The following is a 20,463-nucleotide window of genomic DNA, read 5'->3' as shown; positions in this document are numbered from 1 at the left end:
AGGACGGCGACCGTGGCTCAGACGGTAATCGACGGGCATCGCTCGGTGGTCGAGCGTGAGAACACTCTCATGCGGAACGTGAGCCACGGGCTCCTGGTGTTAGGTCGAGGCGCCGGAGCAGTTGGGCGTTGAGGGCGACAACGATGGTGGAGAGCGACATGAGAATGGCTCCCACCGCCATCGGCAACACAAAGCCGACAGGGGCAAGAACGCCCGCCGCCAGCGGCACCGCAACGAGGTTGTAACCTGCGGCCCACCAGAGATTCTGCTTCATCTTGCGATAGGTGGCGTGGGAGAGCAGCACGACCGAGACGACCGCGCGCGGGTCGCTGCTCGCCAGGATCACCCCCGCCGAGGAGATTGCCACATCGGTGCCGGCGCCGATGGCAATGCCGACATCCGCCTGCGCCAGAGCCGGAGCATCGTTGACCCCGTCGCCCACCATCGCGACCGTGCGCCCCTCCGCCTGCAGCTCGGCCACCTTGGCGGCCTTATCTTGCGGGCGAACGCCCGCGAGCACGAGATCAATACCGAGCTCGTGTGCCACGCTGTCGGCCACGTTCTGGGCATCGCCCGTGATCATGATCACCTCGATGCCTCTGGCATGAAGCTCGTCAACGGCGTCGCGCGATTCCTCGCGGATCTGGTCGACCAGGTCCAGCGCACCAACGGCCTCCCCGTCCACCAGCACGTGAAGAATCGTGGCTCCCTGTGCGCGCCATGCAGCGCTATCGGCGAGCGGCTCCGCTCCGCTGCGTTCGAGCAGATACGGGCCTCCCACGCTGATCTGCCGGTCGCCCACCGCGGCCATAACTCCCTCGGCCGGGGTTGAACTGAACCCCGAGGCGACGGGCACCGCAATACGGCGCTCACGAGCGGCCGAGACGATAGCGCGGGCCAACGGATGCTCGCTATCGCTCTCGGCGGCGGCCGCAAGCGCCAGCACCTCGCTGTCGGTGTGGCCCTCCGTTGCAGCGACGGCAAACACGACGGGTTCACCCTTAGTGAGGGTTCCCGTCTTATCGAAGAGCACAGCGGTAACGGTTCGCATGCTCTCCAGTGCGAGGCGGTCCTTGATCAGAACACCCGCGCGCGCTGCTCTCTCTGTGGCGATAGACACGACCAGAGGAATAGCGAGCCCGAGCGCGTGCGGGCACGCAATCACGAGCACGGTCACTGTTCGAATCACTGCTTCGTCAGGCAACCCGAGCATCGACCAGACGACCGCGGTTATTGCTGCAGCGCCCAACGCGAACCAAAAGAGCCACCCCGCAGCCTTATCGGCCAACCGCTGTGCCTTCGACGACGAATTCTGGGCATCCTCAACCATCCTCCGGATGCCCGCAAGAGTCGTGTCGTCGCCGACTGCGGTTACGCGGATGCGCACTGAGCTATCGGTGGCCACGGTGCCGGCGACAACGCCATCGCCGACCCCTCGAGGCACGGCCCGAGACTCTCCTGTCACCATCGATTCGTCGATATCGGCGGCTCCCTCGATGACCGTGCCATCGGCGGGAATCCGCCTGCCGGGACGCACAAGAACGACGTCGCCGACCAGCAAGTCGGCTGGGGAGACCCGCACGGTCTGGTCGCCATCGACACGCTCGGCCTCGTCGGGAATCAGCGCCGCGAGCGAGTCCAAGGCCGACGAGGTCTGGGCGAGCGAGCGCATTTCGATCCAGTGACCGAGAAGCATGATCACGACCAGCAGTGCCAGCTCCCACCAAAAGTCGAGCTGGTGATCGAGAAGGCCAAGGGTCGCACCCAATGACGACAGAAACGCGACCGTGATGGCAAGGCCAATCAGCAACATCATCCCGGGCTTGCGGGCGCTGAGTTCGGCCGTGGCGCCGGTGAGGAACGGGCGTCCACCCCAGAAATAAATCACCGTGCCCAGAACGGGCGACACCCAGGTGATGCCGGCAACGTCGGGCAATGAATACCCCACGATCATGGCGAACATCGGGCTGAGCAGCACGGTGGGCACCGCAAGCACGAGCATGATCCAGAACAGGCGACGAAACTGAGCTACGTGGTCACCATGACCGGCATGGCCTGCGGGATCGGCGTGACCGGCGTGGCTGTCGTGGCCTTCGTGGCGCTCGTGTGAATCGTGGGACACGTGGGACATTCCGCTGTGGTCCATGCCCCCACGGTACCCGCGCTCTGTGGCGTGTCTAGGGGAGCGCTACCGCCGCCTCGTTCACTCGTGACAGGGGCAGCAGTCGCACTCCCTCGTGAGCCCGTGCCGCATCCAGAAGGGCGGCCACGGGGGTCGCGTCGGCATCGGCAGATTCGGTCATGGTGCTCAGCGCATCGACGAGACCGGCGGAGGCGCTCAACCGGCCCTCCTTCTCCAGCGTCGGGTCAACCTCGAAAGCGAGCAGCAGCATGCCGTAGACGGGCGGGCTGTCAGGAGCAATCGGCGCCTGAAAATAGGGGACGTCCACAATTCGCGCGCCGAGCCGCCCATAAAACCGCAGGCGGGCCTCGGGATCGCCGTGCTCCGGGTGCACTGGGTGGTGGAGAGGATGCTCCACCTCCGCGAGCAGCAGAGACCGATCGCGCTGCCGAGCTGCCGTCAGGACGCTCCGCATAATGCGCCCGCCCGTTCCCAACCCGCGCTGATCGGCACGGGTCGCGAGATACGTGAGCAGGTCTATGCCGCGCGCGACCTCCTGAACGATCGCGACGGCTCCTGGCTCCCCGTTGCTGTCGGGAAGAACCAGGGCAGTCGCCCGGCCAGCCACCATTTCACGAGTCAGGGCGTCGAGAGGGATCAGCTCCTCCGGCGCAAAGCTCGGCTCAAGAATCGCGCGATAGACACGCGCAAGTTCGTCCGCCGTCCCCAGGGAGACAAGCTCGCCATCACGCTCGCGCACAGAGGTTCCTTTCGCCGACTTCGAGCTTAGGATTCGATGGTGCCAATAACCCCTGAACTCGCCGCTATGGCAAAGCCCGCCTACGTTCTTCTCACCACGTTTCGACGCACCGGGGAACCAGTCTCCACGCCCGTGTGGATCGCCCAGAGCGGCGATGCTCTGCTCGTGACGACCGATCCGCAGTCGGGCAAGGTCAAGCGCCTGCGCAACAACCCCGCCGTCGAACTCACGCCCTGCGACGTGCGGGGGCGAGTAACCCCAGGTGCCCCCACCATTCAGGCGAGCGCCGAGGTGCGCACCGACACCGAAACGAACGCCGCGATGGATGCCGCCTTCATCAACAAGTACGGCATCCAGTTTCGCGCCATCCGGGGGCTCGGCAAGTTGCGGCGAACACCGCCCTCGCAAACAGTTTTGCGCATAACCGATCGTGACTAACCTTTAAGATCAGTCGGCTGAGGCGGTGATGGCTCGTGAGCGATCAGGATCTGCCCCCCGGTGCGGGCGTCGGCGCACCGGTTCGCCACGGACGTCTGCCCCGGCGGGACGGGGCCTGGCCGATCATCCGCTTCATTGCTGGCGGCCTGGCGGTGGTTGCGGTCAGCATCGTGGGCGTCGCGGGCATCTCAGCGTTGCAGCTTGCCTCACGGCTGGGACCGTCGATCGAATTACCCTCCGCTGGCGAGGCTCCTCCACCCACCCTGGGGGCTATTGAGGGGCCCGTCAATTTTCTTCTCGTCGGCAACGACAGTGGCGGCGGCAACCCCGTTTATGGCCAGAGGGATGCCCAACTCAATGACGTCACAGTGCTGGTTCACCTCGCCGCAGACCACAGCAATGCCACCATCGTCACGTTCCCCCGGGATCTCTATGTGTCTATCCCGGAGTGCAGCGGTGCCGACGGCGAAACGTTTGAGTCTGCATCCCTGCAAAAGATCAACACGGCCTACAGCCACGGGGGAGTTCCCTGCGTCGCCGAAACGGTGACAGAGCTCACGGGAGTGCAGATCGACTATGCGGCGGACGTCGATTTCGACGGCGCCATAGCCGTAGCCGAAGCAATCGGGGGTGTGGATGTGTGCCTCGCGAGCCCCCTCCGAGACAAGTACACGAACCCGCCCCTCGATCTGCCTGCCGGCACTGTCACTCTCGAAGGGGCCACCGCTGTGTCGTTTCTCCGCTCCCGCTATGGTGTTGGCGACGGCAGCGACCTGGGGCGTGTCAGCAACCAGCAGCTGTTCTTCGCGGCGCTCGCCCGCCAAACGCGTGACAAGCTCTCCGATCTTCCGACCGTGTACCGCATCGCACAGGCGGCCGCGTCGAACATGAGCCTGTCGAGCAACCTGCAGAACCCCCTTACGCTCGCCTCCATCGCACTGGCGTTTAGAGACATCGATTTCAGCAAAATCGTGTTTGTTCAGTACCCGAATCACTATCCAGAACCGGGCGAGCGGCAGGTCAACGGCGTTCTGCCCACGGTGGCGGCTGCGCAAGTGCTCAACGATGCGCTCGTTTCTGACACTCCGGTTGTGCTCACCGACCGCCCGAGCGGTTCGGGTGCCACGGTGCCAGACCCTGCGGCTCCCCGCCCCGAGCCAGATCCCATCCCGTCGCCGTCTCCGACTCCGTCTCCGTCGGCATCGTCCTCGGCATCGCCGTCACCGTCACCGTCGGCATCGCCCAAGGATCAGCCCGTCGAGCTTCCCAGCAACACCTTTGGCCAGACGGCCGCAGACCTGACCTGCTCCTCGAAGTAGACGGCAGCCAGCCGGGGGCTGCGGCCCCCGACTTCAAATCCAGCCCTGTTCCCAGGCCTTTTCGGCGGCCTCGTGCCGGGAGCTCGCACCCAGCTTGGCCATCGCCGTCGAGAGATAGTTGCGCACCGTGCCCGGCGCAAGATGCATCCGGGTTGCGATCTGCTGCACGCGCAGGGTGGAGCGGCTGTGACGAAGTGCGTCGAGCTCACGATCGGTCAGCGGGCAGCGCTCGGCCATGAGTGCCGTCGCGGCGATCTCCTGGTCGATGTACCGTTTGCCTGCCACAACATCCCGAATCACATCGGCAAGCTCGGATGCCGGCGTCGACTTGGGTACAAATCCAGACACCCTGGTGGCAAGCGCACGGCGCAGCACGCCTGGCCGGGCATGCCGAGTGACGATGACAACCTTCGTTGCGACCGTCGAAAGGATTCTGCTCGCCGCCTCGAGCCCATCGAGTCCTGGCATCTCCAAATCGAGAAGGCACACGTCTGGGCGCATCTCGACGGCGAGTTCGGCGGCCGTGAGGCCGTTGTCGCAGCTCGCGACGACCTCGATATCGGTTTCGAGCCCCAGCAGGGCTTCGAGCGCACCCCTGATGAGGTGTTCGTCGTCGGCGATGAGCAGTCGGATGCGCCGGTCACCTTCGGGGAGTTGTGCTGCAGTGTCATGCGACCACCTCAAATTCGGGAACCATCACGCGGATTTCAAAGGTATTGGTGTCTCCGACGACAGCCTCGAGCGTGCCGCCGATGGCGTTGACCCTCTCGCGGAGACCAGCAAGGCCGCTTCCCCGGAGCGCCCCTGCGGCATCCCGATTTGCTGCCCCCTGAGCCGCACCATCGTTGCCGATGACCAGCTCGCTGCCCGTCGGCGTCGTGCTCAACGTGATCCACGCGTTGGTCGCCTCGCTGTGGCGCAGGATGTTGGTGGTCGCCTCACGCACGATCAGCGCAAGACAACGCTGCACCTCGGGGTCTTGGGGGAGGGCCCCGACATTCAGAACGCACCGCGCGCCGGCTGCGCTGAGCACCTCTCGGGCGTTCTCTAGCTCGTCGCCGAATGCGATCTCGCGGTATCCATAGACGAGCGAGCGGGTCTCGTCGAGCGCCTGCCGGGCGATAGCCCGCACCTCATGAAGATTCTCTCGCGCCCCCACAGGGTTGTGATCGAGAAGCCTCTCCGCCAGCTCGGCCTTGAGCGCAATCACCTGCAGATGGTGGCCTTGGATGTCGTGAAGGTCAGAGGCAAAGCGCAGTCGCTCCCTGGCGACCGCCAACTCGGCTCCCGCCCGCCGGTGACGGTCAAGCTCCACCACGATGCGCCACCACCACATGCTCGTGATCACCATCAACGGCAGCATCGCAGCGAACACGAGAGCAGCAAGGTCAAGGTCGGCCACGCTAAACGCAAGGCCGAAGACCTCAGACGCCACAATCGGATGCACCACCACGCAGATCAGGCCGGCTCCGATGAGCACCAATCGCGGGCTGTGGGGCAGCAGAGGAGCAAGCGCACCAACGCTCAGCCACAGGGGGAGTGCGGCGTAGACGGCCAACCCGGGGACCGCTGCCCCGAGCATGCAGGAGAGCACGGCGGGCACCATGAGCAGTGCCGCCCATCGGGTGCCGGGAATCCCTCCCGCGAGGCCGGCTCTGAGAAAAAAGCACCAGCGAAGTTGAACCGCCGATGCCACGACGATCAGGGTCACCACGATCGCACTCAGCAGCGCGTCGGTGGTGTGACCGGAGGACAGCGAATTCTGAAGGGCCCTAACAGACTCGGCGATCGTGAGAACTTGCACCAGGAGAAAGAAAAAGGCAAACGACACGAGCGTGTAGAGCCAGGTTGTCTGAACGCTGCGCGCCTCAGGCGAGGGATCAATGTGGTGCATGGCATCCAGCGTAGGGCTATGACATTTGTCACATTTTCGCGGGCGAATTCGCCCACCGATGTCATGACACCGGCACACTGCAGTGACGTCGCCGCGTTCGCCATGATGGAACACATCACCAACGAAAGGCACCACCATGATTGACGCCCTGCAGGACTTCACCGCATCGCTTCCGCCGTTCCTTCAGTGGATCGGGGTAATACTGGCGGCCGCGATTCCGTTCGTTGAGTCCTACTTTGGCGCCATGATCGGCGTGCTCGCCGGCATCACCCCTGCCATCGCCATCATCGCCGCCATCCTGGGCAACATCGCCTCGATGCTGCTCGTTGTGCTCTCCGCTCACCGCGTGCGATCCTCCGTTGTCGCCAAGAAGGGCGAGAAGGAGCTGACACCCCGGCGCCAGCGCCTGCGCAACGCTTTCGACAAGTACGGCGTTGCCGGAGTCAGCCTGCTCGGCCAGACGATTCTGCCCAGCCAGATCACGTCGGCGGCGATGGTCTCGTTCGGCGCGTCGAAGAATGCCGTCATCGTGTGGCAGATCGTGTCGATCATCCTGTGGGGCACCGCGTTCGGCGTGCTCACCGCTCTCGGCATCTCCCTGGTGCGCTAGAGCACGCCCCAGCGGCTCGGGATGCCGCCGACTCCCTCCTGGCGCATAACATGTTCCTTGTGAGCGGACGAGATATCTTGGGCACCCTGCTCGAGTTGTTCTCGTGGATCGGCATCCCGCTCGGCATCACGTTTCTGCTCGTGGCTCTCCTCGTCCGTGGCGTCAGTGGCCGCTGGGAGGAGACGACCGCCGTCATTGTGCGGGAATCCGCACCGCTCGAAGCGCGCTGGATGGCCCACGATGGCAGCATCCACTCCCGAGTTCTCGAAGATCACGAGCTTGAGCATGCGGCGGACGAGGATGCGCTCACGATCTATATGAATCCCTCCCGCCCGGAGCGGATGCGGCTCCGCCGCCATGGGGGCGGGGAACAAACCCTGTGGGTGCTGACCGCAATCTTCGGCGGGGTCGGTGTTCTCGCATCCGTCGCCGGTCTCATCGTGATGTTCATTCCCGAGTAAGCGCGCGGCCGAGGCCGTAGGCCGTTTCAGTCGACGCGATCGGGATCGGGTGCGGGTTCCGCCAGAATTGCAGACATGTCCCGCATGCTCGCCTACGTCTCACCCACGCCTCTCACGGTTGCCGAAGCTGCAGGGAATCCGCTTCTGGCCGACCTTCAATCGTTGGCCAGGGTTCACTCCGACGGCTGGGGCACAGCCTGGGCAGATGCCACCGGTGCAATTCAGCAGACAGGCGAAACGAGCCCACTGGGGGAGTCGGGCAGTGTGGCCGAGATCGCCCCGGAGGCGAGCATGATGCGCCTGCTGTATCTGCGCTTCGCTAGCCGTGGGTCAGCGCCCAGCGTTGCCAACATCCAACCCTTTCTTCGGGAGGGAGTGGCGTTTCAGCACAATGGTGCGCTCGCCCCGCTGGATGCGGCTCTCGCGATGCTGGGGGAGCCTTCGGCCAAAGAACTCCGTGGGACAACCGATAGCGAACTGTATTTTGCGCTGGTGCGGCAGCGGGCTGTGCAGATCGGCGGGGCGGAGTGGCAGTCGACATCCGTGTTGGTCCAGGCCCTTCGCCAAGCCATCGGCGAGCTGCGCGCGATCTACCCGGCAGCGTGCCTCAACGCGTTTCTTCTCACGCCGGAGTCGCTCATCGTGGCCCAGTCACCGGGCAGCTCGTCGGTGCCCCTCGAAGCTTTTGCCCGGCGCGGCTTCGCGCCCCACGCTCTGCCGCCAGGGCATGACGCGAGCTACAACACGCTTCGCTGGACGACGGCTCCTTCGGGGGCGGTTCTCGTGGCGACATCCGGTATCGACACGACGGGATGGTCACACGTCGCCGACGACACCGTTTCGGTGTTCTCGGCCGCGAACGCTGGTGCTCTGCCTGAGGTGTCACCCGTCTAGTGCGACGCTAGGCAGGATGTTCAGTCACGCTTGCCCATCTCGGCGGTCGTGGGCGTCGTCCCTTTTGGTGCGTAGTGAAGCAGCAGCGCACCCTGCTCCGACACGCGCGACGAGGGCAACAGCGTGAAGCTCGCGGGCGGGCCGTCTGAGGTAAAGAGCCGCTTTCCGGGGCCGAGCACGATGGGATATACCCAGAGGTTGAGCTGATCGAAAAGACCCTCGCGCACGAGCGTGCGGGCGAAATCGATGCTGCCAATCACGTGGATCTCGCGGTGACGCTCGCGCAGCGCGGCAATCTCAGCGGCCAGGTCGGAGCCAAGATGGTGGGAGTCGCGCCAGCGGAGGTCCGGAGTGCCCCGAGACGCCACATACTTGGGAATGCCGTCAAAGACGCGGGCGATCTCATTGGCAGCGCCACCCGGCCCCAACTGCTGCGGCCAATATCCGGCGAAAATGTCGTAGGTGCGGCGGCCGAGCAGCAGGGCATCAATTCTCCGGATGCCCGCGATCACCTCGTCACCCACCGCATCGTCATCGACGGGAGCCTGCCAGCCACCAAAGGCGAAACCTTCCTCGGGGTCTTCTTCCGCGCCGCCGGGCGCCTGCATCACGCCGTCGAGTGTGCTGAATAGGTCGATCTCGATTCTCCCCGACATGACGTCCTTCCTGGTGTGCGGTGGCCCAGCGCCGTGCGGCAGCGTGGCGACAGGTTCGCAAGAACGTGCTGCCCGTGTCAATAGATTCTGCGGATGCGGGCATCGAACCAGGATGTGGTCTTAGACTCCGTCGCAACGCTGCTGTTTAGTGAACCCGCCCGCGCCGGGCGACATTCGAGGAGACTGCAATGCCCGCCAGTGACGAGAATCCGATTACGCCGCTCAGCACGGAAGAGTGCTGGGATCTGCTGCCCGCGAGCGACCTGGGGCGGTTGGCCGTAAGCGTGGGGGGAGCCCCCGACATCTTTCCCGTGAACTATGTGGTCGACGGTCGTTCGCTTCTCTTTCGCACGGCTGAGGGCACCAAACTGCTAGAGCTGACGATCAATAGCACGGTTGCTTTCGAAGCGGATGGATGGGATGACGACACCGCCTGGAGCGTCGTGGTGCGTGGTGGCGCCAGGGTGCTTGAGCTGCAGGACGAGATCTTTAGGGCAGACACTCTGCCGCTGCGACCGTGGACTCCCACACTCAAATATCGCTACGTGCGCATCACGCCCGATGTTGTGACGGGCCGCAGGATCATCCGCGGGGAAGAGCCTGACCGCTACCTCGTGTAGCCGGAGGCCTCGCGGCCGACGCCCGTGCCGCTGCGACTGCCAAGAAACGCCTCAGGCGAACATCGGATGCGCTCCATGCTTGCGGAGTACCACCGCCAGGTACGCAGCGTAACCGGCGCTAATGACGATCGTCGCGGCCAGTATCAGCCCCTCCCGATCTGAGTTCGCCGCGCTGAGGTCGCCGCTGATGTTGAACAGCGCGTGGAACGCGATGAGTGGCACGATCGTGCCCGATACGGCGAAGAGCATGGCGAGCACTACGCCGAGAACGATGGCGACGGCGATCTGCACGATCTGCTCCGCACCGCTGTAACCCCGCGCGAGATTCACGAGGTGCCCGACGCCGAAGGTGAGCCCCGAGATGATGATGGCGCGGGGGAGCGTGCTCTCACTCAGGAGAGCCCGAAAGAGAAACCCGCGGAACACGAGCTCTTCGGCGAATCCGACTCCGAGCATCAGCAGGACGGTCAGCAGCACCGCCCTCACATCGAGGTCTGCCCGCAATCCCAGAGTGAATTGCAGCAGGGCAAGAACCACCAGCGGTATATACAGCAGTGTTCTCTGAAACTGGTCCCTGCGCAGGGCGATAAGGCCGTAATAGCGTGCCCATCCGTTTCTCGTCACATAGAGAACGAGCACGATCGAGAGCAGCAGCACCAGGGGAGCGGTCGCCGAGTTCGGCACGCCGATGATGGCAGATATCCAGTCGCCCACGGTGACGATGAGCACATACGCCAGGATCCAGACAACAGCGTGCCAGATCGGGCTCGCAGCGCGGAGTTTTTTCACTCTCGCCTCCCAGCATCGTTGGGCCTGGCCACCGGCACGTTGCGGCGGCCTGCCCTACTCGCAGGCTAGTTCTCTTCGACGGCCGAGCTTCTGCACGTTGGCTGCCAAGCGGAGGCCCCACCCCCGAACTCGGGGTAGGCATCCAGCCCGCAAGAGGTCGGGGCGGGCGTGCCTCGGCATACCCTGGGATCCGTAGCAATATACGAGGGGGGTCGGGCGTGCTAGACATTCTGACCCTGCGCGTTATTTTCGCAATCGTGGCGTTAGTCCTGCTCGCGCACATCTACTTCGTCACGTACAGGAGCACACGCTCGTCCTACAGCCGGTGGTGGAGTTGTGCCTTCCTGCTCATCATGAGTGGCTCATCCGCCTACCTCCTCAACGGCACGCAGCATCAGGCGTGGGCGAACCCCTTGGGCAATCTCCTGCTGGTGTCTGCAGCGGTGGCGGTGTGGGGAGGCGCCCGATCGCTCAGCGGCAAGCCGCTTAATCCATGGCATGCCGCAGCGGGACCCCTGCTTGCGGTCGTTGCCGCCGCATTCGATTCGCCCTCGACGCACGTCTGGCCGGGCGGAGCCGTGTTTCTCGCACTCGTTGCCGTGCACAGCGGCCTCGCTGCGGTCGAGTTCTTTCGACTCGACAGCCGGGAGTGGCACGGCGTGCGAGCACTCGCTAGCGCTGCTGGTCTTTTTTCGCTGTTCTACTGGGGACGCTGCGTGGCCTTCCTGGTCGATGGACCCGACGGCACAGTGTTCCAGAGCGCATTCGGCAGCGAGGTCACCACGGTTGCGGTCACCGCATTCTTTGTCTTTGGTGCGTTCTCCATAACAACCCTCAGCCACGAGCAGGTGGCGAGCCGGCTTCGCGCCGAGGCCTCCAGGGACGGCCTCACCGGAGTCTTGAACCGCGCCGGGTTTCTGCAACAAGCACAACGGCCACGTAAGAATGACGCGGCACTCATCCTCACCGATCTGGATGGCTACAAGGCCGTCAACGATACCTACGGCCATCAAACCGGGGACCAAGCACTCCAGGCGTTTGCGGCAGCATGCCTTGCGAGCGTTCGCGAGACCGACTTGGTGGGCCGCTACGGCGGCGACGAGTTCATCATTCTCCTCACCGGGGCGTCCCTTGAGCAGGCCGAGCGGGCGGCGAGCGAGATCAGTCGCCGCCTTCGCGACGCGAAACCGCCGGAGTTGGACCTGTGGCCAACCGTGAGCTGCGGGGTCACCCCGCTACACCCCAACACGCTCAATCTAGAGGCGGCGATTGCCGCTGCGGATGCTGCGCTCTACGAGGCCAAAGCCCTGGGACGCGACCGCGTGGTGCGGGCACGCCCCACCGGGCGGGTCTCCTAACGCTCCGCCTTGCCCGCCTTGCTCTCCTTGCCCTCCTCCTGGGGTCGCCGCGCAGACCGCCGACCCCACAGTCGTGACGCCAGAAACAGCACCGCCCCAATTGCGATGAGGATGCCCGCACGCAACCAGACATCCCATCCCTGCTGCGTCATCAGGCCGATGCAGGAGAGTGCCCCGAGCACAGGAATCACCGTCCACACCCTGAAGTGGTCGTGGTCGACCTTGTCTCGGCGCAACACGAGCACGGCGATGTTGGTGCTGAGAAAGACGAAGAGCAGCAGCACGACGACCGTGCCGGCGAGCACCGCGAGCCCCCCGGTGAAGGTGAGCACCATGGCCACGAGAGTCGTCGCAACAATCGCCACCCACGGCGTGCCCCGCTGGGGCAAAACCCGCCCCAACGCTGCAGGCATGAGCCCCTGTTTGGCCATTCCGTAGGCAAGTCGGCTCGCCATGATCATGGTCAGCAGCGCCCCGTTGGCCACCGCAATGAGGGCGATCGCGCTGAACAACCAGCCGGGGATGCCGGTTCCCGTTGCCTCAATCACGGTCAACAGGGGGCCCGTCGAATCCGCCAGTGAGTCAACCGGCACCGTGATGGTGGCTGCTGCCGCGACGAGCATATAAAGCAGCCCTGCCGTGATCAGTGCGGCGAACAGGGTGCGGGGATACACCTTGGCGGGGTTGCGAATCTCCTCCACGATGTTCGCCGACGTCTCGAACCCCACGTACGAGTAGTAGGCCAGGAGCGCCCCGGCCATCACGGCGAGAAACGGGGTCGTTCCCGGCGTGAACTCGGTGAGTCTGGTGGCGTCGCCGCCACCGCCCCCCACAAAGATGCCGACGGCGATCAACACGATGAGCAGCCCGCTGAGCTCAATTGAGGTCATCACAAAATTGGCCTGCATCGACTCTTTGATGCCGCGCATGTTGATGAGCGCTACGAGCACGAGAAAGAGGATGGCCCCGAGCACGGGAGGAATCTCAATGAACTGGGCAAGGTAGTCACCGGAGAAGGCGAGGGCGAGCGCGGCAGCGCTCACAACGCCCGCGGCAAGCATGCAGAAGCCCACGAGGAACGAGATGAGAGGGCTGTGATAGGCCTTCTCCGCGAAGACGGCAGATCCGCCCGCCTTTGGGTACTTGGTCACGAGCTCTGAATATGACCCGGCCGTAAGCAGGGCAAGCACGAGCGCAACACCGAGCGGAACCCACACTGCACCCCCGGTTTGCCCGGCGATTTCGCCCACAAGGGCATAGATACCGGCACCGAGCACATCTCCCAGGATGAAGAGAAAGAGAAACAGTCCCGTGATGTTGCGCTTGAGGCCAGACGGGTCGGGGCCTAATGAGGCATCCTTCGCAGAGGTCATAGGCCGGATCGTACGGCCGATGCGGCGCGACGAGAAGACCCTCCTGCGCTGAACCGTGCGCCGTCGATCCTGCGCTTCGCTCTGCGCAGGGTCAAGACACGGGGAGGCTCGGATTAGACCCCGATGTCTTCGTTCCAGAGTGCGGGCTCCGCCTCGATGAAGTCGGCCATAAGCTGGCGGCATTCGGCATCGTCGACGACGACAACCTCGACCCCTCGCTGTCGCAGATAGTCCTCACCGCCATAAAAGTTGGCGTTCTCACCGACAACAACACGGGGGATCTTGTAGAGCAAGATCGCTCCCGTGCACATGTCGCACGGTGACAGGGTGGTGAACATTGTCGCGCGGGCGTAGACACTTGCGGGCAGTCGTCCGGCGTTCTCGAGGCAGTTGGTCTCGCCGTGGTGCACCGAGCTTTCATTCTGGATTCGGCGATTGTGGCCGGTGGCAATGACCTTGCCATCGACAACGAGCGCAGCGCCGATCGGGATGCCCCCCTCAGCGCGCCCGAGTCGGGCCTCACTGATCGCTGCACTGAGTCCCTCAGCCAGCTGCGACTCAGTCAGTGGGGGCAGCGCGGTCAGTGGAGGCAGTGCGGTTGCATCGTTAGTGTTCATGTCTGTGCCACTCATCTGGGCTCCGTTCATGGGGATGAGAAGTGGGATGGGGGAGCAGGTCAGGCGCGCCGATAGGGCTTGAGGTATGCCCCGGGATAGCGGATGCCCCGACCCCAGATCGCAAGCGCAGCGATCACGACGAGGTAGGGAAACGCGATCAGCAGTTCGTTGGGAACGCCACTGAAAAGCGGCGAGATCGCGAGCTGCAACTGCAGGGCATCGGTCACCGCGAACAGCAGTGCCCCCGCAACCGCGGGCCACACCTTCCACCGGGCAAAGATGACGAGCGCGATGCAGATCCACCCGCGACCGCTGACAATGTCGATGGTGAACGTGCCAAGCAACGACAGCGTGAGAAACGAGCCACCGATCGCCATCATGGCGCCACCGATAATCAGCGCCGCATAGCGGGTGCGGGCGACCGGGATGCCGGCAGCATCCGCCGCCTCCGGGTTCTCACCGACGGCGCGAAGCCGAAGCCCGAATCCGCTCGACCGCAGCACCCACCAGAGCGCGGGGGCGAGCAGGAGGAAGGCCACATAGGTCAGCGGATACTGCGACAGCATGCCCCCGCCCGCGAACAGCCTGTCGAACTTTGCGGTGATCGTCTGCGAGCCGCTGCTGAAGAGCAACCGGTTGGCAAAGTTGCAGGCGGCGACCAGAAGCAGGGTGGTGCCGATGCCGGCCACGTGCTGGTTGACGCCCAGCGTCACGGTGAGCAGACCCATGAGCGCACCGGCGAGAGCACCGGCGATGACCGCGGCGGCGAGCCCGAACCACACCGAGCCACTCGTCGCAGCAGCGAAGAAACCGCAGAACGCGCCCGCGTACATGGTTCCCTCGATGCCGAGGTTCAAGATTCCGGCCCGCTCGTTGATCACCGCACCGAGCGCGGCCCAGACCAGCGGGGTTGCGATGGTGAACATGGCCGCAAGAACGGCGAATAGGGGAAAGTCCATCAGCGCACACCAACTTTCGCCGCAGCATCCGGTTCAGAGGCGGTCGCGACCGTTTCGTCTAGGGAGGGCCCACCACTCGGGCGCCGTCGACCGAACACCACGCGGTAGCGGCGCAGGGCCATCAGTGACACCACGGCGAGCAGAAGCGTGGAGCTCACAATCGCTCCCATCTGTGTGGGCAACTGCAGCGAGATCGAGGCGTTCTGAGCGCCAACGGCGATCGTGCCAAGCAGCAGGGCGACAAGCAGCACGCCGCCCGCCGTGAGCGCCCCGAGGGTCGCCACGACGATGCCCGTATAGCCGTAGCCGTTGGAGATTCCGGCGGTGAGCTGGTGCTGTACGCCGAGCACCTGGCTCGCGCCCCCCATTCCTGCGATGCCACCCGAGATGAGAGCGCACCTCCACTGCAGCCGGGCAACAGGGATGCCCGAGAACTGGGCTGCCGCGGGCGCCTGTCCGGCCGCACGAAGCCTGAGCCCGAGCGGGGTGAACGACATGACAATCCACGTGCCGGCCACCAGAATCAGGGCAATGATGAGCCCCCAGTGCACGCGGCTGCCGTCGGTAACCGGCGGCAACGTGTAGCCGGGGCCGTAGGTGTCTGAGTCAGGAAACCCGCTCGCCGAATTGCGCCAGGGGCCGTTGAGCAGACCCTGCACGAGCAACAGTGCGACCGGGTTGAGAAGCAGCGTCGTCACAACCTCGTCGATCTTGGCGTGACGTTTGAGCCAGGCGGGAAGAAACGCCCAAACAGCACCACCGATGAAGCCAGCCCCGAGCGCAAGGGGGAGCGCGAGCGCTGCGGGCAGGTCGGGCAGGTACAGCCCGGGCACCGTTGCGGCGATCGCGCCAGCAAGAAACTGTCCCTCAGCGCCGATGTTGTAGTAGCCGACCCGAAAGGCGATCGCCACGGCAAGTCCCGTGAAAATCAGGGGAGTGGATGCCAGCAGCACCTCGGTGACGCCGTTGAGCGTCGACAGCGGGGTCACCAGATAGCGCTCGTAGGCGGCCACGGGGTTGGCGCCAGCGAGGCGAATGGGTCCGGCGGTTATCAGCAGGGTGATGGCCACAGCGATGAGCACCGCCGCCGGTGCTAGCCACCGCGACTCCCTGGCACGCAGCAGGATTCTCACGGTCGTTCATCCGTCCTTGTCGCAACGGCAGTGCCGTAGTCAGTGCTGGTGTGGCCTGTCATAAGCAGGCCAAGAGCTTCGGGTGTGGCCTCAGAGGCGGGTAGTTCGCCGACGATGCGACCGGAGTAAATGACGGCGATGCGATCACAGATTCCGAGAAGCTCGTCGAGGTCTTCAGAGATCAGCAGAATGCCGGCGCCGTTATCGCGGAGGGCACGCAACTGCGAGTAGACGTAGTTGCAGGCACCAATGTCGAGCCCCCGTGTCGGTTGCGAGGCGACGAGCGCCTTTGGCCCGCGCGAGATGGCCCGCGCGAGCAGCACCTTCTGCATGTTGCCGCCCGAGAGTGAGCGCACGGGGTCGCCGGGCTGCGCCCGAATGTCAAACCGTTCGATCAGCCCATTCACATGGTCCTTCACCGCGCGGCGGTTGAGGAACGGACCCTTGGTGAAGCGATCAAGGTCTTCGAGCACCAGGTTCTGGGCCACGCTCAGTGCGGGAATGACGCTGCCCTTGCGGTCTTCGGTCAGGCGTCCGAGCCCGGCACGAATGCGCCCGGCCGGGTCGAGGCCGCCGATCTCGGTCTGCGCGACCATAACCGAGCCGCGCTCGGCGGCGAGGGTGCCGCAGAGCACATTCACCAGCTCGGTTTGGCCGTTGCCGGATACTCCGGCAATGCCGAGGATCTCGCCCGGCTTCACGGTGAGGCTCACGGCATCGAGCACTCGAGAACCACCCGTCTCGAGAGTGAGGTCGGTGATCTGCAGGGCTGCGGCATCCGCGATCCCTGGGGTTGCGTCAGGAGTGATTGCGGGTGTCGCTGTGGGCGCCGCCTGGTTGTCGGTGTCGTTGGTGGGCGCTGGCGTGCTGACCTCTGCACCGACCATCAGTGCCGCGATGGCGCGGGGGTCGAGGCCCGCTGCGGGTCGTGACGCCACGATGCGTCCCCGGCGCAGGATGCTGATGCGGTCCGCGATGCTGGTGACCTCGTGGAGCTTGTGCGAGATGAAGATCACGCCCATGCCCGCCGACGTGAGTCTGCTGATCGAATCGAAGAGTTGCTCGACGTCTTGCGGCACGAGCACTGCGGTCGGTTCGTCGAGAATGAGCACCCGGCAGTCGTGGAACAGGGCCTTCACGATCTCGACCCGTTGGCGCTGGCCGACCGAGAGGTCTTCGACGATGGCATCCGGATCAATCGACACGCCGATGCGCGCGGCGGCGGCGAGAACCTTCTCCCGCGCCGCGGCTACATCGACCCTGCCGAGTCCGACCCCGGCGAGCATCAGGTTTTCGGTCACCGTCATGGTGTCGACGAGCGAGAATTCCTGGGTGACCATGCCGATGCCGGATGCCATGGCATCCGCTGGCGAGGTTATGCGCGTGGCGAGCCCACCGACACGAATCTCGCCGCTGTCGGGCTGGCTGAGCCCATAGAGAATGCGGGTCAGGGTGGACTTGCCGGCGCCGTTTTCGCCCAGCAGTGCGTGCACCTCGCCGGGCATTACCGACAGCGAGATGCCGTCATTGGCCACGACGGGGCCGAACGTCTTGGTGATATCGACAAGCTCAGCGAGGGGGACTTGTTGCGGGTCGGGGGGCGCGGCCACGCTGGACCGCGCCCCCGTCTCGGGTGTTACTGACACGCTATTTGCCTACTGTGGTCGAGCCTGCCGGCGCGTTCTCGTTGATCGGGGTCTCGAAGGTTCCGTCGAGGATCTCGGCCTGGCGCGCCTCGACCTTCGCGATCAGATCGGCCGGGATTTCGTAGACCGTGGCGGAGTTGATCGGGGCGAGCGAGCTGCCGCCATTCACCATGAACGAATATTCGGCCAGGTTTACGCCCTTGTAGTTGCCAGCCACGACGGCCTCGACAATGGCGTCAACGGTGGGGCGCACGTTCCAGAGCAGCGACGAGGCGACGTAATCCGGGGCCTGGTCCTCCTGGTCGACCATCATTCCGAAGACAGGGATGCTGTGCTCCGATGCTGCAGCGATAACGCCGTCGCGCTCGGCAAACAGCACGTCGGCTCCACCGGCGATTGCCGCTTCGGCCGCCTGCTTGGCGGTGGCGGGGTCGAAGAACGAGTTGATGAATGAGACGGTAACCGTGGCCGCAGGGTTCGTCTCACCGACGCCAGCGATGAAGGCGTTGACGATGCGGTTTACCTCGGGAATCGGCATGGCACCGACGACGCCGATCGTGTTGGACTCGGTGAGTCCGCCCGCGAGCATGCCAGCGAGGTAGGCGGGGTCCTGCATCCAGTTGTCGAACACGCTGAAGTTGGGTGCCTGCTCGGAGCCACCGGAGCCGAAGGCAAAGGCGATGTCGGGGTACTCGGCGGCGACCTCACGCACGGCATCTTCGGCAGCGAAGGCGTCTCCGATGATGATGTCGGGGCTCTGGTTTGACGCGATGTCGCGCAGCGCCCGCTCCATCTCGTCTGCCGTGTGCAGGTTATCGATGTGCTTGTACTCGATCAGGCCGTCCTTTTCGGCGGATTCGAGCGCGGCGTGGATTGCTCCATCCCACGGCTCTTCGAGCGGGGTCGCATAGGCGCCAAAGACGAGGGGCAGACCGCTGGCCGATTCACCGTCAGCCGCAGGCTCTGCTCCGGTCGTTCCACCACAGCCAGCCAGCACAAGAGCGGCGACGGATGCGAGGCTGAGGGCTGTGAGTCCGCGTTTCACATAGCCGGGGGTGCGCGGTGAGCCTAGGGTCATGAGGGCCTTCTCTCGTGTGCATGCTGTGACAGGGGTGGCTCAATGCCACTCCATGAGAGTAGGGGCGAAGTCAGATCCCTCGATAGAGACGGTATGTCATTTCGCTACGGTTAACGGTTGACATAATGTCCCTCTGTTGACACGCTAAAATCGTGAACCTGACCGTCGCCCAGCTCATCGCTTTGCCCGTGCTCGCGCGAGCCAGACCAGAGATCGTGTCTGGCCATGATCTTGAGGCCCGCGAAGTGCGCTGGGTGCACACGAGCGAGATCTATGAAATCTCGTCGCTGCTGCACGGGGGAGAGGCCCTGCTCACCACCGGCCTAGGGCTGGTGGCGCTGAGTCCGGATGCTCGGCGCAGCTATATCGCCGATCTGGCCAAGGTCGGAGTAGCGGCAGTTCTGTTAGAACTCGGGCGCACCTTTCCCGAGGCCCCGGAGGGCCTCGTCGACGAAGCCCGACGGGTCGGCCTGCCGCTGATTTTGCTTCACGGCGTCGTTCCGTTTATCGAGGTGACCGAGGTCGCGCACGCCCTCCTGCTCGGTGGCGAACTCGAAGCTCTGCGCGTCTCCTCGGCCGTCACCGAGCGACTGCTGCAAGCACTCGGCGAGGGCTCCGGACTCGTCGGACTAACCGGGCTCCTGAGTGAGATTGCCGGATGCCCCGCGTCGCTCTACGCAGCCGACTCCAGCCTCGTAGCGGGGGTGCCGCTGGACTTGCCTCATGAGCCCGCCCCCAGCGAGGCCACCCCGCTGCGCGTTGCGGTCATCGCGGCCGGAACCGTCTGGGGAGAGCTTGTGCTCGAAGCCGAAGCTTCTCCGCGGCTGCGAGCCATCGCCGAAAGCGCCGCACACGTTCTCGGAGCCGAAGCCGCCCGATCCCACGCGATACCCGTCAGCCGCGATCAGGCCCGCACCGAGCTCCTCCGCGACATCGTGACGGGGCGATACACGGGCGCTGCCGAACTCGCGACCCGCGCGCTCGGAGCGGGGCTCACCGTGCGCCCCGACCACAAAACGGTTGCCCTCTGCGTGCGCCCCCGCTCCGCACGATCAGCGGCGAGCACCGTCATGATCGCTGCGCGAGAGGCGGCCCGACGCGTGCTCGGCGCCGCCCTGGTGGCCGAAGTCGAGGGGGATGTGCTTGTTGCCGCGATCATCCGGCCGGCCGAACTGCGCCCCGTCGTCGCCCGGTTTGCCCACGCCGTCGAGGCCGAACTGCGGTCAACGTCGGGCGGCGGTGTCATGGTGAGCGCCGCCCAGCCCGTTGACGATATCCCTGCCCTCGTGAGCGCTTTTCCCAGCGCTCGAGAGACCGCGCGGCTCGCGATGCGTTTGACCCCCGCGGCCCAAGTGGTTTTGGCCATGGATTTTGCCCTCTACCAACTGCTGTCGTCACTCGTCGACGACGAAGTTCTTGAGCGATTCGTCAACGACCAACTCGGCCCCCTGCTGACCCACGATGCGCGCACCGGTGCCGGGCTTGTGATGACGCTTGATTCCTATCTGGCCGCGGGGTTATCGAAGACCAAAACGGCTGAGGCGCTCGGCATCCGGCGACAAACCCTCTATGGCCGACTAGAGCGCATCAGCCGCATGCTGGGCGGTCTCGACCTCGACAACCGCGAACGCCGCACGGCCCTCGACCTTGCCCTCGTCAGCTGGAGACTGCGGGTCTCGGCTGCGAGCGGCTCGTAACGCAGCGCGCACCGACGAACACAGGGCGTTGCGTGTCGC

20 protein-coding genes are annotated in these 20,463 nt (G+C 64.9%); 8 read left to right on the top strand and 12 right to left on the bottom strand.

Features of this window, described 5'->3' with window-relative positions; genetic code table 11:
- Positions 1-67: 67 nt before the first annotated feature.
- Positions 68-2,146, bottom strand: coding sequence for a heavy metal translocating P-type ATPase (locus C2138_RS06210; RefSeq protein WP_108516364.1), 2,079 nt, complete (start codon positions 2,144-2,146; stop codon positions 68-70).
- Between the two features lie 31 nt (positions 2,147-2,177).
- Entirely contained in the window at positions 2,178-2,882 is a 705-nt protein-coding gene (locus tag C2138_RS06205; protein ID WP_108516362.1) for an N-acetyltransferase, read from the bottom strand.
- Between the two features lie 39 nt (positions 2,883-2,921).
- Here C2138_RS06205 and C2138_RS06200 point away from each other — a divergent pair, with 39 nt between their 5' ends.
- A complete protein-coding gene (locus C2138_RS06200; protein WP_241961202.1) occupies positions 2,922-3,320 on the top strand; it encodes a PPOX class F420-dependent oxidoreductase in 399 nt (132 codons plus the stop codon).
- Between the two features lie 35 nt (positions 3,321-3,355).
- A complete protein-coding gene (locus tag C2138_RS06195; RefSeq protein WP_108516358.1) occupies positions 3,356-4,639 on the top strand; it encodes an LCP family protein in 1,284 nt (427 codons plus the stop codon).
- A 33-nt stretch (positions 4,640-4,672) separates the two neighbouring features.
- On the opposite strand, the gene C2138_RS06190 is transcribed toward C2138_RS06195, so the two are convergent.
- Complete coding sequence (locus C2138_RS06190; protein ID WP_108516356.1) at positions 4,673-5,323, bottom strand: response regulator transcription factor; 651 nt, start codon at positions 5,321-5,323, stop codon at positions 4,673-4,675.
- Positions 5,307-6,533 (bottom strand): sensor histidine kinase, encoded by a 1,227-nt coding sequence (locus C2138_RS06185; RefSeq protein ID WP_108516355.1) that lies wholly within the window; start codon positions 6,531-6,533, stop codon positions 5,307-5,309. The genes C2138_RS06190 and C2138_RS06185 overlap by 17 nt, the downstream gene beginning before the upstream one ends.
- A 136-nt stretch (positions 6,534-6,669) precedes the next feature.
- Here C2138_RS06185 and C2138_RS06180 point away from each other — a divergent pair, with 136 nt between their 5' ends.
- The 3 genes from C2138_RS06180 to C2138_RS06170 all read left to right on the top strand — a co-directional run bounded on the left by C2138_RS06180 (position 6,670) and on the right by C2138_RS06170 (position 8,498).
- Entirely contained in the window at positions 6,670-7,143 is a 474-nt protein-coding gene (locus C2138_RS06180; RefSeq protein ID WP_108516353.1) for a hypothetical protein, read from the top strand.
- Between the two features lie 59 nt (positions 7,144-7,202).
- Positions 7,203-7,604, top strand: a complete 402-nt coding sequence (locus C2138_RS06175; RefSeq protein WP_146181252.1) for a hypothetical protein — start codon at positions 7,203-7,205, stop codon at positions 7,602-7,604.
- A 75-nt stretch (positions 7,605-7,679) separates the two neighbouring features.
- Complete coding sequence (locus C2138_RS06170; protein ID WP_108516350.1) at positions 7,680-8,498, top strand: class II glutamine amidotransferase; 819 nt, start codon at positions 7,680-7,682, stop codon at positions 8,496-8,498.
- Between the two features lie 20 nt (positions 8,499-8,518).
- Here the strand turns inward: C2138_RS06170 and C2138_RS06165 are convergent, their stop codons facing one another.
- Positions 8,519-9,154: a dihydrofolate reductase family protein gene (locus C2138_RS06165; RefSeq protein WP_108516348.1), complete on the bottom strand. Its 636-nt coding sequence runs from the start codon at positions 9,152-9,154 to the stop codon at positions 8,519-8,521.
- 188 nt (positions 9,155-9,342) lie between these two features.
- Between C2138_RS06165 and C2138_RS06160 the strand changes: the two genes are divergently transcribed.
- Positions 9,343-9,774: a pyridoxamine 5'-phosphate oxidase family protein gene (locus C2138_RS06160; protein ID WP_108516346.1), complete on the top strand. Its 432-nt coding sequence runs from the start codon at positions 9,343-9,345 to the stop codon at positions 9,772-9,774.
- Positions 9,775-9,825: 51 nt separating this feature from the next.
- Here C2138_RS06160 and C2138_RS06155 read toward each other — a convergent pair whose 3' ends face one another.
- Positions 9,826-10,563 (bottom strand): CPBP family intramembrane glutamic endopeptidase, encoded by a 738-nt coding sequence (locus C2138_RS06155; RefSeq protein ID WP_108516344.1) that lies wholly within the window; start codon positions 10,561-10,563, stop codon positions 9,826-9,828.
- A gap of 218 nt (positions 10,564-10,781) precedes the next feature.
- Here C2138_RS06155 and C2138_RS06150 point away from each other — a divergent pair, with 218 nt between their 5' ends.
- The gene (locus C2138_RS06150; RefSeq protein WP_108516342.1) at positions 10,782-11,921 is read left to right on the top strand and encodes a GGDEF domain-containing protein; all 1,140 of its coding nucleotides are present in this window, start codon (positions 10,782-10,784) and stop codon (positions 11,919-11,921) included.
- Here the strand turns inward: C2138_RS06150 and C2138_RS06145 are convergent.
- From C2138_RS06145 to C2138_RS06120, 6 genes are all read right to left on the bottom strand, one after another.
- Complete coding sequence (locus C2138_RS06145) at positions 11,918-13,294, bottom strand: APC family permease (RefSeq protein ID WP_108516340.1); 1,377 nt, start codon at positions 13,292-13,294, stop codon at positions 11,918-11,920. The genes C2138_RS06150 and C2138_RS06145 overlap by 4 nt on opposite strands.
- Positions 13,295-13,407: 113 nt before the next feature.
- Complete coding sequence (locus C2138_RS06140) at positions 13,408-13,911, bottom strand: nucleoside deaminase (protein WP_199220465.1); 504 nt, start codon at positions 13,909-13,911, stop codon at positions 13,408-13,410.
- A gap of 59 nt (positions 13,912-13,970) precedes the next feature.
- Entirely contained in the window at positions 13,971-14,870 is a 900-nt protein-coding gene (locus C2138_RS06135; RefSeq protein ID WP_108516338.1) for an ABC transporter permease, read from the bottom strand.
- Positions 14,870-16,003: an ABC transporter permease gene (locus tag C2138_RS06130; RefSeq protein ID WP_108516336.1), complete on the bottom strand. Its 1,134-nt coding sequence runs from the start codon at positions 16,001-16,003 to the stop codon at positions 14,870-14,872. The genes C2138_RS06135 and C2138_RS06130 overlap by 1 nt, the downstream gene beginning before the upstream one ends.
- Positions 16,000-17,649, bottom strand: coding sequence for an ABC transporter ATP-binding protein (locus C2138_RS06125; RefSeq protein ID WP_199286577.1), 1,650 nt, complete (start codon positions 17,647-17,649; stop codon positions 16,000-16,002). The genes C2138_RS06130 and C2138_RS06125 overlap by 4 nt, the downstream gene beginning before the upstream one ends.
- A gap of 1 nt (position 17,650) precedes the next feature.
- Positions 17,651-18,727, bottom strand: a complete 1,077-nt coding sequence (locus C2138_RS06120; RefSeq protein ID WP_108516334.1) for a BMP family protein — start codon at positions 18,725-18,727, stop codon at positions 17,651-17,653.
- A 152-nt stretch (positions 18,728-18,879) separates the two neighbouring features.
- On the opposite strand from C2138_RS06120, the gene C2138_RS06115 reads away from it, so the two are divergent.
- Positions 18,880-20,424: a PucR family transcriptional regulator gene (locus C2138_RS06115; RefSeq protein ID WP_108516333.1), complete on the top strand. Its 1,545-nt coding sequence runs from the start codon at positions 18,880-18,882 to the stop codon at positions 20,422-20,424.
- The last annotated feature ends 39 nt before the right edge of the window (positions 20,425-20,463 follow it).

The sequence above is a fragment of the Salinibacterium hongtaonis genome (assembly GCF_003065485.1).
Taxonomy (GTDB): Bacteria; Actinomycetota; Actinomycetes; order Actinomycetales; family Microbacteriaceae; genus Homoserinimonas; species Homoserinimonas hongtaonis.
The sequence above is the reverse complement of the archived record's forward strand: the minus strand, read 5'-3'. Positions and strand labels throughout refer to the sequence as shown.

Bases quoted from the DNA above. Each gene is read 5' to 3' on its own strand.
- C2138_RS06145 (WP_108516340.1), bottom strand. From the start codon at position 13,294: ATGACCTCTGCGAAGGATGCCTCATTAGGCCCCGACCCGTCTGGCCTC.
- C2138_RS06140 (WP_199220465.1), bottom strand. From the start codon at position 13,911: ATGAACACTAACGATGCAACCGCACTGCCTCCACTGACCGCGCTGCCC.
- C2138_RS06160 (WP_108516346.1), top strand. From the start codon at position 9,343: ATGCCCGCCAGTGACGAGAATCCGATTACGCCGCTCAGCACGGAAGAG.
- C2138_RS06210 (WP_108516364.1), bottom strand. From the start codon at position 2,146: ATGGACCACAGCGGAATGTCCCACGTGTCCCACGATTCACACGAGCGC.
- C2138_RS06120 (WP_108516334.1), bottom strand. From the start codon at position 18,727: ATGACCCTAGGCTCACCGCGCACCCCCGGCTATGTGAAACGCGGACTC.
- C2138_RS06185 (WP_108516355.1), bottom strand. From the start codon at position 6,533: ATGCACCACATTGATCCCTCGCCTGAGGCGCGCAGCGTTCAGACAACC.
- C2138_RS06135 (WP_108516338.1), bottom strand. From the start codon at position 14,870: ATGGACTTTCCCCTATTCGCCGTTCTTGCGGCCATGTTCACCATCGCA.
- C2138_RS06180 (WP_108516353.1), top strand. From the start codon at position 6,670: ATGATTGACGCCCTGCAGGACTTCACCGCATCGCTTCCGCCGTTCCTT.
- C2138_RS06165 (WP_108516348.1), bottom strand. From the start codon at position 9,154: ATGTCGGGGAGAATCGAGATCGACCTATTCAGCACACTCGACGGCGTG.
- C2138_RS06170 (WP_108516350.1), top strand. From the start codon at position 7,680: ATGTCCCGCATGCTCGCCTACGTCTCACCCACGCCTCTCACGGTTGCC.